Source organism: Hymenobacter crusticola, assembly GCF_002154225.1.
GTDB classification, from domain to species: Bacteria; Bacteroidota; Bacteroidia; order Cytophagales; family Hymenobacteraceae; genus Hymenobacter; species Hymenobacter crusticola.
This window is the reverse complement of record NZ_MTSE01000009.1, coordinates 221,685-236,633: the sequence shown is the minus strand read 5'-3', so window position 1 is coordinate 236,633 and position 14,949 is coordinate 221,685. Positions and strand designations below refer to the sequence as shown.

At 57.9% G+C, this 14,949-nt stretch carries 11 protein-coding genes; 9 read left to right on the top strand and 2 right to left on the bottom strand.

Going from position 1 to position 14,949, the window contains the following annotated elements; translation table 11 throughout:
• Nucleotides 1-402 precede the first annotated feature (402 nt).
• A complete protein-coding gene (locus BXP70_RS17685) occupies nucleotides 403-1,542 on the bottom strand; it encodes an acyltransferase family protein (protein WP_143436553.1) in 1,140 nt (379 codons plus the stop codon).
• A gap of 611 nt (nucleotides 1,543-2,153) precedes the next feature.
• Between BXP70_RS17685 and BXP70_RS17680 the strand changes: the two genes are divergently transcribed.
• The 5 genes from BXP70_RS17680 to BXP70_RS17660 all read left to right on the top strand — a co-directional run bounded on the left by BXP70_RS17680 (nucleotide 2,154) and on the right by BXP70_RS17660 (nucleotide 6,894).
• A complete protein-coding gene (locus BXP70_RS17680) occupies nucleotides 2,154-2,345 on the top strand; it encodes a hypothetical protein (protein WP_086595431.1) in 192 nt (63 codons plus the stop codon).
• A gap of 188 nt (nucleotides 2,346-2,533) precedes the next feature.
• Nucleotides 2,534-3,514 carry an aspartate carbamoyltransferase catalytic subunit gene (locus BXP70_RS17675; RefSeq protein WP_086595430.1) on the top strand — a complete coding sequence of 327 codons (981 nt, stop codon included), beginning with the start codon at nucleotides 2,534-2,536 and terminating at the stop codon, nucleotides 3,512-3,514.
• A gap of 75 nt (nucleotides 3,515-3,589) precedes the next feature.
• Entirely contained in the window at nucleotides 3,590-4,867 is a 1,278-nt protein-coding gene (locus tag BXP70_RS17670; protein ID WP_086595429.1) for a dihydroorotase, read from the top strand.
• 252 nt (nucleotides 4,868-5,119) lie between these two features.
• On the top strand, nucleotides 5,120-5,647 hold the full coding sequence (gene purE / locus BXP70_RS17665; protein ID WP_086595428.1) for a 5-(carboxyamino)imidazole ribonucleotide mutase: 528 nt from the start codon (nucleotides 5,120-5,122) through the stop codon (nucleotides 5,645-5,647).
• Complete coding sequence (locus BXP70_RS17660; RefSeq protein ID WP_218779812.1) at nucleotides 5,644-6,894, top strand: 5-(carboxyamino)imidazole ribonucleotide synthase; 1,251 nt, start codon at nucleotides 5,644-5,646, stop codon at nucleotides 6,892-6,894. Before purE ends, BXP70_RS17660 begins: the two co-directional genes overlap by 4 nt.
• A gap of 308 nt (nucleotides 6,895-7,202) precedes the next feature.
• On the opposite strand, the gene BXP70_RS17655 is transcribed toward BXP70_RS17660, so the two are convergent.
• On the bottom strand, nucleotides 7,203-7,466 hold the full coding sequence (locus tag BXP70_RS17655) for a recombinase family protein (RefSeq protein ID WP_086595427.1): 264 nt from the start codon (nucleotides 7,464-7,466) through the stop codon (nucleotides 7,203-7,205).
• A 389-nt stretch (nucleotides 7,467-7,855) separates the two neighbouring features.
• Here BXP70_RS17655 and BXP70_RS17650 point away from each other — a divergent pair, with 389 nt between their 5' ends.
• From BXP70_RS17650 to BXP70_RS17635, 4 genes are all read left to right on the top strand, one after another.
• Nucleotides 7,856-9,418 (top strand): tetratricopeptide repeat protein, encoded by a 1,563-nt coding sequence (locus BXP70_RS17650; RefSeq protein WP_218779811.1) that lies wholly within the window; start codon nucleotides 7,856-7,858, stop codon nucleotides 9,416-9,418.
• Nucleotides 9,419-9,634: 216 nt separating this feature from the next.
• The gene (locus BXP70_RS17645; protein ID WP_086595425.1) at nucleotides 9,635-12,358 is read left to right on the top strand and encodes a TonB-dependent receptor; all 2,724 of its coding nucleotides are present in this window, start codon (nucleotides 9,635-9,637) and stop codon (nucleotides 12,356-12,358) included.
• A 46-nt stretch (nucleotides 12,359-12,404) separates the two neighbouring features.
• Nucleotides 12,405-13,808, top strand: coding sequence for a hypothetical protein (locus BXP70_RS17640; protein ID WP_143436552.1), 1,404 nt, complete (start codon nucleotides 12,405-12,407; stop codon nucleotides 13,806-13,808).
• A 32-nt stretch (nucleotides 13,809-13,840) separates the two neighbouring features.
• Nucleotides 13,841-14,941 (top strand): phytase, encoded by a 1,101-nt coding sequence (locus BXP70_RS17635; RefSeq protein WP_245849671.1) that lies wholly within the window; start codon nucleotides 13,841-13,843, stop codon nucleotides 14,939-14,941.
• Nucleotides 14,942-14,949: the final 8 nt, after the last annotated feature.

The following is a 14,949-nucleotide window of genomic DNA, read 5'->3' as shown; positions in this document are numbered from 1 at the left end:
ATTTCCCCGGTAGCTGACCACCCGTAGCCGCCGCTGATACTCACATCAAGTCACCTAGGCTGGGCAAGCGACTTCGTTTCTCTCAAGACCACTACTATGATTCCCATGAACATCGGCTTTATCGGGCTGGGTCACGTTGGCAAGACACTGGCATGCTCGACGAAGAAGGGGACGCTATAGTAGGGGACAGTTGAGAAAAATACGCTCGTGGGGCACTTTAAGTAGTCCTGTTGGAAAATATCCAAGCCGCCTTCCAGTACGCGTCTTCGCTATGCAACACCAAATTTCTTAACGGTTCCGGAAACGTGGTTTTCGAAGCCGTTGAGACGGGGAGATTCTGTCCTAGCTTGCATGCCCGCTCGCTTGAGGTGCAGTAGCCGCGCTCTTGCGGCGGCGTGCAGGTTAGGACCGGAGTGGTAGCACCGGAAAGCTCTTGAAACGCAGAAAGGGCTTTTCAACAAGGTGCCAGCTCAAGGCCGCCACCGGCACGACCAGCGCCATCGTGCACCCAAACACTCCCCCGACTGTTAGGTGGCCCTGGGCGTAGAGCAGCACGAGTTGCAGCAGCGGCCAGCCATACAAATAAATACCATAGGAAAAATCGCCAAATTGGGCAAACCGCGGGAAGGTCACACGCTGCTGCAAGCTGACGTACAAGAGCACATAGACGCCAAACACAGCTTGGGCGATTTCGAACCCTACGCCCGTGCGCAGCGTCCCCGCTAATGCGAGCAGCGAAAGCAGCAGCCCCCAGCGGGAGCGTGGAAGATGGTGCCGATAGGCATAGCAACACATGCCCGCCGTGAAGGGCAGAAGCAGGTGTTCCAGCGTGAGCAAGCGCTCGGCGTACAGGGCTGGGTAGTACGGGAGCAGGTGCGGGTCTAGGGTGCCGGCGACATTGTAAAGTTGGTAGACCGGGTAATGGCCGATGTTAAGCACTAGAAGCCCCAGAAATAGCCACAGGATCCGTGCGGGCTTGGTCCAAGCCCCCAGCACCGCCGCCAGGGCAATGAGCTGGTAGCACACAAACTCATAGGAGATTGACCAGAGGGAAGCGTTGAGGAAGTTGGGGATGGGCAGTTGCAGCAAGGTGGGCGGCAGAATCGGTTCGCGCAAGGTGGCCGTGCGAAAGAGGAACCCACGTATCCCGACCTCCGACCAGTAGGCGCGGAAAGCGGGCGGCCAGCCGCGGCCCAACGGCCCGAACAGCAGGGCCTCGAGCAGGCACACAGCCACGAAGCCCGGGTAGATGCGCAGGACCCGCTTCTGCAGAAAACGCAAGTAGTGCGGCTCGCGGGTCCAGCTTTGACTCACCAGAAAGCCACTAATGGCAAAAAAGAAGTTGATGGCCGCGGTGCCCACACTGAGCTGATGGCCTGACCAGCGCCACAGCGGGTCGCGCTCAATGGTGCCATCATAGACGCCATAGCTATGGCAAAAGACGACGGCGGTGGCCAACAGCACCCGGATGAAGTCAAAGTTATTGGCGTGGGCGACGCCAACAGGATACAAGGCTTTGGTCGCCATAGAGGAGCCGCTCACTTCTGAGGGAAGAAGGCAGGTAGGAGGAGACCCCGCCACCACGCAAAAAGACGCGACTAGCGAGCGGGGCCAGAAATGGTACTAGACGCAAGGTAGCGCGTGAGGCGACAAACACCACCATTAGCAGTGCGCAAAAAAGAGTGCTAACATCAGGCTTAGAAAGCGGCGTTTTTAGCTTGATTTTGCTAGGTCTAAACCTGCGCAGAAACCGTTTGAAAAAAGACCCCACGGTTTCTACACATTTGCAGCACGATACTCTAAGTAGTAAGTACCCGTGGCCCTAGCTGAAAGTTGGATACTGGAGTTACACGGGCGGCTCCTTTCGGAGACCCACCGGAAGGCGAAGAGCGCGTCCATATCAAAGCGCAGAGAGTCTTTCAATAAGGCCCTACCCCAAGCCGCCCGTATAACTTCCAGGGCCCAACTTCCAACCGAGGTCTAGGGTATCAATTGGCCCGAAATGCTTCTGCATAGCACATTGAATCCAAGGTTCTTTGCTCGTTTGTTCGCAATACCTACGTTCGCCTCAACAGAAATTCTTACTTAACATACTTAAAGGATAGGTAACAATGCCGTAGCTTTGCATTATGCTTCAACCAAAAAATCTGTTGATGAAGCGTGGGACCCTGCTCGGCAAGGAACCGCGAGAGGGCCGTAAGGTCTTCGCCATCATCGATTTTCTCGATTTCGCATTTGGTATTTCCATTATTTTTCTGGTGTTGCCCCGCTACCGTTTCGGATTTCGAAACGGTTTTTTTATGCCCATTGAGTTCGTCGACTACCGCCCCATAGCCAACTCGTAGTGCATACTTCGAACGCTAAACTCAAACTCCACCGCCCATGGACACCAATAATCCCACCCCCAACCGTGGCTGCTGCCACCATCGCCTCGGCTCACCCCGGCAGCTCGTTTCTCCGTCATGGGCTATGGAAGATCAGACTCCCCACTATCCGTTTTAGCTAGACAACCTCACTTTTTCCCACCTTCGGTATGGCACGTAAAGACCTCCTCGACATCGCATCCCTTCACCGTGAGGAAATCGAGTTCCTGCTCGACCAATCCACGTCCTTCAAAAAATTATTCACCCACTCGGTGAAGAAAATCCCTGCCCTCGAGGGCAAGTCCGTGCTCATGCTGTTCTACGAGGCCAGCACCCGGACGCACTCCTCCTTCGAGGTTGCGGCCAAACGCCTCTCGGCGGAGGTAACGAATTTCGACGTCGCCCACTCCTCTATCACCAAAGGCGAGTCGGTGCGCGAGACGATTGAGACGCTCCAAGCCATGCGCACCGACTACATCGTCGTCCGCCACAGTCACCCCGGCCTCCCCGGCATGATTGCCCGTCAAACTACGGCGTCGGTCATCAATGCCGGCGATGGGGCGCATGAGCATCCCACCCAGGCCCTGCTGGACGCCTTCACTATCAGGGAAAAATTCCCCGACCCTAGGGGCAAAAAAGTCCTTATTATCGGCGATATCCTTCACTCCCGCGTCGCGCGCTCTACCAGCACCCTGTTGCAAAAGCTGGGCGTCGAAGTCGCTTACCTAGGTCCAGGCTCGTTGGTGCCCAAGTATGTCCCGGCAACCATCCCCCGCTTCACCGACTATGAGGCGGCTATGGCCTGGGCGCCTGATGTGGTCTACTTGCTTCGCGTGCAGATGGAGCGCCAAGACGTGCAGTTTTTTCCCAGCGTCCGCGAATACCACCGGGTCTACGGCATTACCACCGCCCGGCTGGCAGAAATCCGCGACAAGGGCCTCTATATCATGCACCCAGGCCCCGTGAATCGGGGGGTCGAACTGTGCGACGCCGTCATGGACTACGAGCGCAGTCTGATCACCAACCAAGTTGAAAACGGCATCTCCATCCGCATGGCCGTACTCGACTGGCTCACGCCGGGCGGGGAGTTCCCGAAGCAGGAAGCGTATGCCGCACGGCAGAAGGCTAGCTCGCCGGTGATTATGCCCTAACTGCCGGACGCGGCCGCCGACTCTTTACTTTTACTTCTTTCATATCCCTTGCCGGGTTACAGCAATTATCACCTCATGCTTCTCCTTCAAAACGCCCGCATTGCCTCCGAAAATTCACCTGTGCTGCTCGAGGGCGATGTCCTGATTGTCGAAGGAAAAATTCAGGAAATCGGCAGCAACCTAGCTGTTCCCAAAGAGGCCCGCGTTATCGACGCGCGTGGCCGGGTGCTCATGCCGGGCATGTTTGATGCGCACGTCCATTTCCGCGCCCCCGGGTTTGAGAATAAGGAAACCATTACCACAGGTAGCGAAGCGGCCATCAATGGCGGCATTACCGGCGTGGTGATGATGCCAAATACCCGCCCGGCCATCGACTCGGCGGCAGTAGTAGCTACGGTGCTGGAAAACGCCAAGCACCGGTCCCGCATTCCGGTGTACACCTCCGGCTGCGTCACCAAGAACCGCGAAGGTAAGGAGCTGGCGGAAATTGAGGGGATGCACCGGCTCGGCGTGACCATGCTCACCGACGACGGCGACACCACTAGCGACCCGGCGGTGCTGCTGCGGGCGATGCAGTACGCCACCGAGTTTGGGATGTTTTTCGCCAGCCACTGCGAGGTACCGGAGCTGGCTGGGCCGCGCGCCCTCAACGAAGGCGTGATGAGCTATCGGCTTGGCATTAAAGGGTCGCCGGCGTGCGCGGAGGAAATTATCATTGACCGCGACATTCGGTTGGCCCGGGCGGCGGGCGCGCACGTGCACATCCAGCACGTTTCCAGCAAACTCGGCATGGAAACCATCCGCTGGTGGAAATCACGCGGTGATGTGAAGGTGACGGCCGAAGTGGCCCCGCACCACCTGCTATTTACCGACGAGCACATCGGCGACTACGACACGAACTACAAGATGAACCCGCCGCTGCGCACGCAGGCGGATTGTGATGCGCTACTCGAAGGGCTCATTGAAGGCGTATTCGACCTGATTGCCACCGACCACGCGCCGCACACGCCGTTCGAAAAAGCTCAGGATTTCATCAGTGCGCCCAATGGCATCACCGGCTTGGATACGGCTCTGGTATCGCTCTACCACCACTTCGTCGAGCCCGGAAAATTCGGGTGGGACTTGGTGGTGAAGCGCTATTCTGCCGAGCCTCGCCGCCTGATGGGCCTGCCGGTACCCACCATCGAAGTCGGCCAACAAGCCGAGTGCGTTTTGTTCGATACCGAAGCGGAAACAACCTTCACGCGAGATTTCATGAAATCCAAATCCCAGAACACGCCTTTCATTGACCAGACGTTGAAAGGCCGGGTAGATCTGGTGATTTTAGGCACAGAAATCCTGCTGGAGCGCTAATCGTTCGTTACCCTGGGAGCTGTATTTTTAAGGATTAGTCTCAGATTTCGCGATACCGCTTGTATCGCAGCATTAGATTTGTGGCCGCGGTAAAGGGTATCCAGCCGGATACCCTTTACCGTTTTTTCACCAGCGGGGCGATGCGCAGCCCAGCCGCTAGCTGTCCGGACGCAGGTTCTGGCCGGCGACCACGCCCAAAATCTCCTTTTTTTGACCACCCTAGGATGCCTAGCCTCCTTTACACGATCTATCATGAGTACCCTTCTTCCATCTGACGCTCCCAGCACCGTTCCGGACAAGCCACTGGTTGGCGTTGTCATGGGCTCCAGCAGCGACTGGGACACCATGCAGCATGCCGTGCAAATCCTCACGGACTTTGGCGTAGCCCACGAAGCGCGCGTAGTGTCGGCCCACCGCATGCCCGACGACTTGTTTGCCTATGCCGAACAAGCCGGCCCGCGCGGCTTGCAGGCCATCATCGCCGGCGCTGGGGGGGCCGCTCACCTGCCGGGCATGCTGGCCGCCAAAACCACGCTGCCCGTGCTAGGAGTGCCAGTGGCCAGTCGTCATTTGCAGGGGGTAGACTCGCTGCACAGCATCGTGCAAATGCCCAAAGGGATACCGGTGGCTACGTTTGCGATTGGCACGGCCGGCGCGGCCAATGCCGCGCTGTTCGCCGTCAGCCTGCTGGCCCTGCACGACCCGGACCTAGCGACCAAATTGCAGGCGTTTCGCGCCGCACAAACTGAGGCCGCTCGCGCCATGACGCTACCCGTATGAACACCGATAGTCACGTTACAGCCATGACTCCTATTTTTCCAGGCAGTGTGGATGCTGCTGGCCAGCGGGCTACCCTAGGGGTACTGGGGGGCGGCCAACTGGGCCGGATGTTTGTGCACGCCGCCCAGCGCCTGGGGTACTTCACCGCCGTGCTGGAGCCTGACGCGCAAAGCCCCGCCGGGCAGGTGAGTCACCACCATATCCAGACCGACTACGACGACTCGGCCGGGCTGGCGCAACTGGCCCACCTGTGCCAAGCCATCACCACCGAGTTTGAAAACGTGCCAGCCCAAGCCCTGCAAACGCTGGCGCTGACCCGACCCGTGGCGCCGAGCGCGGCCGTGGTGGGCATTGCCCAAAACCGCATCGAGGAAAAAGCTCACTTTGCGGCCTGCGCCGACGTGTCGGGGGTAACCTGCGCACCCTATGCGGTGATTGAAACACCGGCCCAGCTACAGGCTGTCCAAGACGACCAGGCGGATTTGCTGCCCGGCATCTTAAAAACGGCGCGCATGGGCTACGACGGCAAGGGCCAGGTCCGCGTCAAGACCGCCGATGAGCTGGCTGCCGCCTGGGCGGAGCTGGGCGGCGTGGCCTGCGTACTGGAAAAGATGTTGCCGCTCACCGCCGAGTGTTCGGTACTGATAGCGCGCGGCTGGGACGGGAAAGTCGTTAGCTACGCCCCGCAGCGCAACGTGCACGTCGAAGGTATTTTGGCTGTAACCCACGCCTACGAAGGCAACATGCCACCTGCCCTAGCAACCAGGGCGCGCGAGGCGGCTGTTTCCATCGCGCATCATCTTGGCTATGTCGGGGTGCTGTGCGTCGAGTTTTTTGTGGTGGAAGACGGCAGCGAGCACGGCGGCTTGGTGGTCAACGAGATGGCCCCGCGCCCGCACAACAGCGGCCACTACACTATAGACGCTTGTGACGCGTCGCAGTTCGACCTTCAGGTCCATGCTATGGCGGGCTTGCCCTTGCCGCAGCCGCGCCAGCATTCCCCAGCCATCATGCTTAACCTGCTAGGCGACGTGTGGTTTAACACCGACGGTCAACTGCAAGAGCCAGACTGGTACTCCGTGCTGAGCCTACCAGGGACACACCTGCACCTATACGGCAAGCTAGAAGCACGCGCAGGCCGCAAGATGGGCCACCTGACCGTCACCGGCCCAGATGTCGCCAGTGTCAAAACCGTGGCGCGCCGCGCCGCTGAGTTACTCAGCTTGCCAGGGCTGGACGCCATCTAGGCGCTAGTGTTTAAAATTGAGCAAGTTACCTTGACGCAGATAACCTTCTTCTGTCCATCATTTCTAGACTACCTCAAGCTTTTGTGTACCGAGTGGCCACCCATTTAACAGAATCATTTCTTTAGGAAGTGTTACCAGTAGGAATTCCAGTTGGGGCTACGGTTCTGATTCGCTTTCCGCCGTTTTGGCCGCCTGACGGCACCCGCGCTGTGGCCCGCCATGCGCAGGTGCCGTCAGGCGGCTTTTCAGTCGTTTCACCGCATGACCACGCACTATGACAAACTTGATGCGCATTTCTTTGCCTTCAATTAGCGGCAACGGTCCGCTGGTCGCGTGACTGTTAACACTTCCTCGTAACCTCCGCTATTTGTTGGATGGTAAAACAGGTTGAACACGAGTCGGCCTTGAGGCGAGGCAGTAGTAATAGCATCGGTCAGCGAGACGAAACCCACGCCGCAAAACCCAAATTCGGTCACTATGTCGAGCAGGTGCTTCAGGGAGCAGCCTAGCCGGTCGAGTTTGTAAATGTATACCGTGTCGCTGGGGCACAAACTGGCTAGCAATTGGGCCAACTCGGGCCAAGCCTTAGTGGCGCCGGAGACTTTCTCCTAAAAAGAGGTGCTCACACCCGGTCCCTAAGTGAGCACGTCGAGTTACAGCGCTAGTAGACACGCGAGCGTAGCCAATCTTCATCCTCTTGGCTAACAGAACTTCTGATACTTGAGTAGGGTACTACTAGCTCAATGAGCAAGTCTAGCAATACGGATCAAGTAAGCTTCATAATTTGATAAACTAGCTAGACAGCATTACATGCCTACTTTGTGAGTTAAGACAACCGACATTATCTAACGCACTAGGCATGACTAATAGGAACGCAGCGGCCCAGAAATGGTGGTGGCTGGCGGGGTTTTTACTACTCATAATATTTTGCGCGCTAAGCTCAGTACAAGCTCAATCCTCCTTGGCCGCGCGTGTCGAACAGCTGGAACCTAGGTTGCTGCCGACCAGCCCAGCAGACTCGCTGCTGCTAACGTTGAAAGGCAAGTATGCCCAGGCGCTCGACCGCAAAGACGAAGAAACCGCCGCAAGCTGTTTGCTGGAGATGGGCCGGGTGTGTTACCACCTAGGCCATTACCCGCAGTCGTTTGACTTCTACCGGAAAGCCACGACGCTCTTCCGGAAACTAGAGAAGCCGGCCCAGCTCGCTGCCACGTTGAACAGCCTAGGCACCCTGTATTACGCCAACAAGCAGCCGGTGCAGGCTCGTCAGCAGTACAAGCAGGCCTTGCTGCTGTATCAGCAAACGACTGATGCCAATGGCCTCGCCGTCACGTATGGAAAGCTAGGTCATCTCTGCGAAAAGCAGCACCGCTACGACAGCGCGTTCTACTACCAGCGCCAAGCTATGCGCTACTACCAGCAGGTACACAACAAAGCGGGGCGGGCGAAAATAGCCGAGAACATGGGGAGCATCTTCGAGGACCTAGCCCGCTACGATTCGGCTCATTTCTACTTTCAGCAAGCCCTGCAACTCAGCGAGCAGTCGGGCGACGAAATCGGGCGGATCGAGATTCTCAACAACTTAGGAGATGTGCTGCGTAAAACTGGTTCGTACGCCGCCGGCCTACAGGTGACGCGACAGGCTTTGGCCTTGGCACTTAAAACGGGAGAGCATCATCAGCTCAGCGGCGCCTACAACGACCTGGCTAAGACGTTCAGCCTGCTGGGCCAGCATGATAGCGCCTATTATTACGCGGCTTGGAGCCGGAAATACCAGGCCGCTATTTACTCAGCTACTACCAACCAGCAGCTTACGCTCCTGCAAACGCTCTATAACCTGGAGCACAAAGACCAAGAAATTGCGCAGCTGAACAATGCGCGCTACGTCAATCGACTGATCGTGGGCGGAGTAGTGGGCATGGGGCTTTTGCTCGTGCTGCTCAGCAGCGTGATTATTAGTCGGCAGCGGCTTAAAATCCGGAACGAGCAAGCGCTAAGCGAACAAAATCAGCGGATGCACGAGGCCCAGCAGGAGCTCATGCGCATCGAGCTGCGCAACAAGCAGCTGGAAGAAGAAAGCCTGAAGCAAGAGCTAGCCCTGCGAAGCCGGGAGCTTAGCACGCACACGCTGCACGTTATTCAGAAAAACCAGTTGCTGGAAGATTTGCGCAGCCAGTTGGATGAGCTGGTGCGAGAAGATAAGCGCGACCAGAAAAAGCAGCTTAAGCAGCTGCTTCACCAGATCAGCCAGGGTTTCCACCACGATCAGCACTGGGAGGAGTTTCGCACCACGTTCGAGCAGGTGCACCAGCCCTTTTTCGACAACCTCCAACAGCATTGTAACACCCTCACGGCAGGCGAGCGGCGGCTGGTGGCCTTGCTCAAAATGAACTTAACTTCCCAAGACATTGCCACCTCCTTGGGGGTATCGCTGGACAGCTTGCGCGTGATGCGTTACCGCCTTCGCAAGCGCCTGAACCTAGCCTCTGGCGAAAACTTAACGGCCTTTCTTCAATCTCTTTGATGGCGCATCACGCACGCAGCCTGTACGGTTAACATAAGCATAATGGCTGATGTGCTTAGATGGTTGTAGCTGATAATCAAACAACTACTATGCACAAGTCGCCGCTTGTTCTCATTTGTTCACGGTGCGTGAGGAGCTGTTGCCTTTTTGTTCACGGTGCTTTTTTGGCTGGGAGGGCGATGTAACTGGACTTTTGGGGCAGCAACCAACTGCCTTATGCCCCGCCTCTACTGTCTACTCTTCTTACTTCTCGCCTGGCCTTTTGGGGCGTTCTGCGGTACCGTGAAGGGCCGTGTCACGGATGCTCGTACGGGAGAGCCGCTGGCCGGGTCCGTCGTGTATTTAAAGGGCACGACGCACAACAGCCTAGCCGGACTCGATGGGTCGTTTACGCTGCACGAAGTACCCGCTGGCGAGTACGAGTTGGTAGGTCAACTACTGGGCTACACGCCTACTTCGCAACGGCTCAGCGTTGCGGCGACCAGCGCCGTTTTGACCTTCGACTTGCACTTGCTCGACAAAAGTCAAGCTCTAAATGAAGTCACCGTACGGGGCCAGCTCAATCCTGAGGACGACCACGCCGCCCGCCGCACCGAGCAGATTGCCCCGAGTGTGGTGAACGTGGTGTCGGCCCGCGCCATCCAGGTTTCGCCCGATATTACCGTCGCCAACGTGTTGCAGCGCGTGTCGGGCGTAACGCTGGAGCGCAGCACCAACGGCGACGGCCGTTACGCCATCCTGCGTGGCATGGACAAGCGCTACAACTATACGCTCGTCAACGGCATTAAGATACCCTCGCCCGACCCCTACAACCGCTACGTGCCGCTGGACATCTTCCCGGCCGACTTGCTGCAACGCCTGGAAGTAACGAAGGCCCTGACCCCTAGCATGGAAGGCGACGCCATTGGTGGGGTGGTGAACATGGTGATGAAAGATGCACCCGCCGAGCGGCAACTCACTGGGCAGCTCGGCACGGGCTACGGCCAGCTGTTTCTGAATCGATCCTTTCAGTCCTTTGACAAAAATCAAATCCAGCAGAAGTCGCCCGCCGACCGCTTGGGTTCAAACTACCAAGCCACTCCCAGCGACTTTCCGTGGCTTTCCTTTACGCGCAAAGCGCCGGCCCCTAATCTGCTTGGCAACCTCACCTTTGGGAGCCGCTTTGGCAAGGAGCAGCGCCTAGGCGTGCTGCTAGCCAGCTCCTACCAGAACACAACCCGTGGCTCGGATGGCTACTTCTACGACCTAGGTATCGACATCAACAACCAGCCGCGTATCAAGACGCTACGGGTGCAGCAGTATTCCACGCAGCAGCTCCGCGCCGGCCTTAATGCTAAGCTCGATTACCACTTGAACGAGCACAACATATTGCGCTTCTACGGGGTGTACCTGCACCTCGACGAACTGCAAACCCGTGCCGAAACAGACACCACCTATAAGCTTCCGGCCCGGCCCGACGTCGATGTGCTGCTCCGCTCTCGCTATCAGCGCCAGGGCATTGCCAGCGGCACGCTCCAGGGGCAACACGAAGCGGGGCGCTGGCTGGCCACCTGGTCGCTGGTATACTCGCGGGCGACGAATAATGTGCCCGACCTAGCCGAGCAGCCCCTGAAGCTCACTTCCTCCGGCAACCGCTACCAGGATGCTAGCCGCATCTGGCTCGACAACACCGACCAGGACAAGGCGCTGTACCTCAACCTCACGCACCACCTCACCGAAAAACTCGATCTATCGGCCGGTGGCCTCTACCGCGACAAAGACCGCACAAACCGCTTCCTCTCCTATCAGTTACGCGCCTCGGGCCAGCCTGCCGCAGACGAAGCCAATATTCGCAGTGAAACCTACACGGTGTTCAACCCCCTCGGTATTTACGTGGGAGCCAACAACTACACGGCCCACGAAAAGATTGCGGCGGGCTACGGCCAGTTTCGCTTCACACACAATGCATTAGAAGTTCTAGGGGGCGTGCGCGCCGAGCACACCGACCAAGGCTACCTCACCAGCTTGCCCCGCACGGAAGCCGCCTACCGAGGCCGGCAACAGTACCTAGATGTGTTACCTAGCCTGCACTTCCGCTACGCCCTGAGCAAGCAGCAAAACCTGCGGCTCTCCTACTTCTCCTCCATCAGCCGACCTAGCTATTTTGAGATTACGCCCTACAACAACTCCGGCAGCGTAACCGACACCTACGCCGAAGCCGGCAACCCTTACCTGAAACGCACTCAGGCCGCCAACTTCGACTTACGCTACGAGTTCTTCGGCCCCGGCAACGACCAGATCATGGCTGGGCTGTTTTACAAGAACATCAAGAACCCGATTGAGTACGCTCTGGTCACACTCCCGAACACCACCGTGACGGTGTACCAGCCCAATAACTTCGGCACGGCCACGAACTACGGCTTCGAGTGGGTGGGCGTAAAGTTTTGGGGTTCAGTGGGGCTCTCCACGAACTACACCTTCACCCTCTCCGACATCAGCAGCCCGAAAAAGCGGAATACGCTGGTCAACGGCACGGTGGTGGGCGAGGAAGTAACGCAGAAACGCCCCTTGCAAGGCCAATCCAAGCACGTGGCCAACGTGTCGCTGCTGTACAAAGATATGGGCAACGGCCTCGATGTGCAGCTAGCCTACGTCTACACGGGGGCACGCATCGTGCAGGTAAACAGCTTTGTGGGCCTCGACTACTGGCAGCGGGCCCAATCGCAGCTAGACTTCTCCGCCGAAAAACGCCTGACCAAAGCGGAAGCCCGTTACGGCCTCACAGCCTACGTGAAAGTGCAAAACCTGCTTAATACCCCTTACCAAGTCGACGTCCGGGCGGCCAACCCCTACGGCGCGGGCAGCTACCCCTACCCTCACCAAACGCACGCCGACCGCTTGGCCGTGGCTAACCAAACCTACGGCGCTTACTACCTCCTAGGCCTGCGTTTCAAGCTGTAAGTCAACTTCTTATTCTCTTCTGTTGTCACTCACTAGTTGCATGTTTATGCTCCCCAACTACTCCTTTTCCCGTGCGGCAGCCGCTGTGCTGCTGTTTTCCGCCGCTGCACTATCGGCTTGCGACGACACGACCGAAGTAGCGACGCCCGAGCGCGTGGTCGGTCAGAAGTTTAGCGGTGATACGCTGAAGAGCCCACTGAAAGGAACAATTCCGGGGCGGGATAAGCCCTACTACATGGTCGGCGACGTGACCGTGAACGACGGCGACACGCTCTGGCTGCAACCCGGTGTGAAGATCATCGTGGTAGGTAACCCCAAGTCGCCCAGCACTTTCGGGCAGGCCACCAACAATCCCACGTTCTTTATCAACGGCGTGCTACTGAGTGTGGGCACCAAGGAGCAACCCGTTACCATCACCATTCCCGACAACCTGAAGGGCGACCCCACGGCGGTGCAGGACGTAGCTTCTGACCCCGCTTTCAAAGGCTATTGGGGGGGCATCAATGGCGACGGCGCTTCGCTGATTGCTCTGAAGTGGACAAACCTAGGGTATGTGGGTGGGCCCTACGGAGCCAACGCTCCCACGGGCTACGCGGCCGGCGACCCTAAGTATGGTGTTTCGATGCTGGCCAAGAAAGCCAACGCGCAGTTTGTGCTGGAAGATTCGTACTTGCACGGCTCCGTCGACGACTTCATTCGCGTGCAGAGCGCCAAGTTCAGCGTGATGCGCAACCGGTTTGAGAAAACTGGCAAAGGCGGCGGCGAAGCGGTGAACGTGAAAGCCGGCTGCACCGGCGACATCGCCTACAACGTCTTTGTGGGCGGCGCTACCAACGGCGTGAAAGTGGCATCGGTGGCGGGTTCGGCCGTGCAGACCAACGTGAACACCTACAACAACACCTTCTTCAACTGTGGCTACCGCCAAACCAAATCGGGCCGCGGCGGCTCCATCAACTACGAGGTGCAGGCCAAAGGTTTGGTGTATAATAACTTGATTGCTAACTGCCGCTTTGGCTTGCGCATGCGCTCCGACGACACCCCGGACCTAGCCAACATCAAGTACAACAACCAGTTCTATTACGCCAATACCGCCGATCAAGCGGCGCAGTTCAATGCCGCCACAGCCGGCTCGCTCACCACCGACCAGAACGCTGATACGCGCGGCGCGGTCCAGGCCAACAACCCGAGGTTTCAGTCCGTTGACCTAGCTACCGCTTCGGGCACGACGGCCGCCCCGAGCGCGCTGATACAAACCTCGAATTTCTTGAAAGCGGCCGACAACCTGCGCCTGCAAACTGGCTCTCCTGCCCTCGGCAAGGGCCGCACCGACTTCCAGGCGCTGAACACCGTGAGTTCATTCAACGTGCCGGGCATCTTCCAGCCAACCATCACCGCACCGGGTGCCGATGCGGGCGCCTATCTGGGCAATGGTACCGGCAACCAGCAGTAAGTCAGCTTCTCACATCATTTCCTTGGGTACCCGTGCTTTCTGCTAATCAAGCTGTTTTAACGCGCTTAACGCTTCTTCTGACCACGGCCTTGCTCGGAACCGCGTGCGGCCACACACAAGGGGCAACGTCGACCGATCCAGCAGCTTCGACCGGAGCCGAAGCTGCTATAGTGCAGCCCGTTGTCGTGACCGACACGGTACGACACGACACCGACGACCCCGCCATCTGGATTAACCCAACGGACCCGGCCAAGAGCCTCATCATCGGCACGGACAAAGACCCCGATGGGGCATTGTATGTGTTTGACTTGCAGGGAAAAGTCATTCCCCCAAAGGTGGTACGCGGGCTGAGAAGGCCTAACAACGTAGATATCGGCTACGGCCTGCAACTGCACGGTCAGCCCACCGATATTGCCGTGACTACTGAGCGGGAGACGTCGCGCCTGCGCGCCTTCCGCCTGCCCGACATGCAGCCTGTGGACCGCGGTAACCTAGCTGTGTTTGCCGGCGAAACCGAACGCCTGCCTATGGGCATTGCCCTCTACAAACGCCCCCGCGACGGGGCCATGTTCGCCATCGTGGGCCGGAAGACGGGGCCGCAGCAAGGCTACCTCTGGCAATACCTGCTGCAAGACGATGGCACGGGGCACCTGCAAATGACTTTCGTCCGAAAGTTTGGTAAGTGGAGCGGCAAAAAGGAAATCGAATCCATTGCTGTTGATAATGAGCTAGGTTACGTTTACTACTCCGACGAAGGCGTGGGCGTGCGCCAATACTACGCCGACCCAACACAGGGCAATGCTGAACTCGCTTTATTCGGGCAAACGGGTTTCACCGAGGACCACGAGGGCATTTCTATCTACAAAACGGGGCCGCGAACCGGCTACCTGCTGGTGTCGGACCAAGGTGCAAATCAATTCCAGATTTTCCGGCGCGAAGGCACTCCCGGCAAGCCCTTCGACCACCCCTTGCTCAAGACCGTGAAAGTAGCCGCGCAGATCAGCGATGGGTCAGAGGTGACAAACGTGCCGTTGAACAAGCAGTTTTCGCATGGCTTGTTTGTGGCTATGTCGGAGGGCAAAACCTTCCACTTCTACCGCTGGGAAGATATTGCAGGCAAGGAGTTGAAATAAGCCAGGAG

What these genes read in the sequence shown, in the direction of transcription:
- BXP70_RS17680 (WP_086595431.1), top strand. Translation starts at nt 2,154, where the DNA reads ATGAAGCGTGGGACCCTGCTCGGCAAGGAACCGCGAGAGGGCCGTAAG.
- BXP70_RS17675 (WP_086595430.1), top strand. Translation starts at nt 2,534, where the DNA reads ATGGCACGTAAAGACCTCCTCGACATCGCATCCCTTCACCGTGAGGAA.
- BXP70_RS17670 (WP_086595429.1), top strand. Translation starts at nt 3,590, where the DNA reads ATGCTTCTCCTTCAAAACGCCCGCATTGCCTCCGAAAATTCACCTGTG.
- purE (WP_086595428.1), top strand. Translation starts at nt 5,120, where the DNA reads ATGAGTACCCTTCTTCCATCTGACGCTCCCAGCACCGTTCCGGACAAG.
- BXP70_RS17660 (WP_218779812.1), top strand. Translation starts at nt 5,644, where the DNA reads ATGAACACCGATAGTCACGTTACAGCCATGACTCCTATTTTTCCAGGC.
- BXP70_RS17645 (WP_086595425.1), top strand. Translation starts at nt 9,635, where the DNA reads ATGCCCCGCCTCTACTGTCTACTCTTCTTACTTCTCGCCTGGCCTTTT.
- BXP70_RS17640 (WP_143436552.1), top strand. Translation starts at nt 12,405, where the DNA reads ATGCTCCCCAACTACTCCTTTTCCCGTGCGGCAGCCGCTGTGCTGCTG.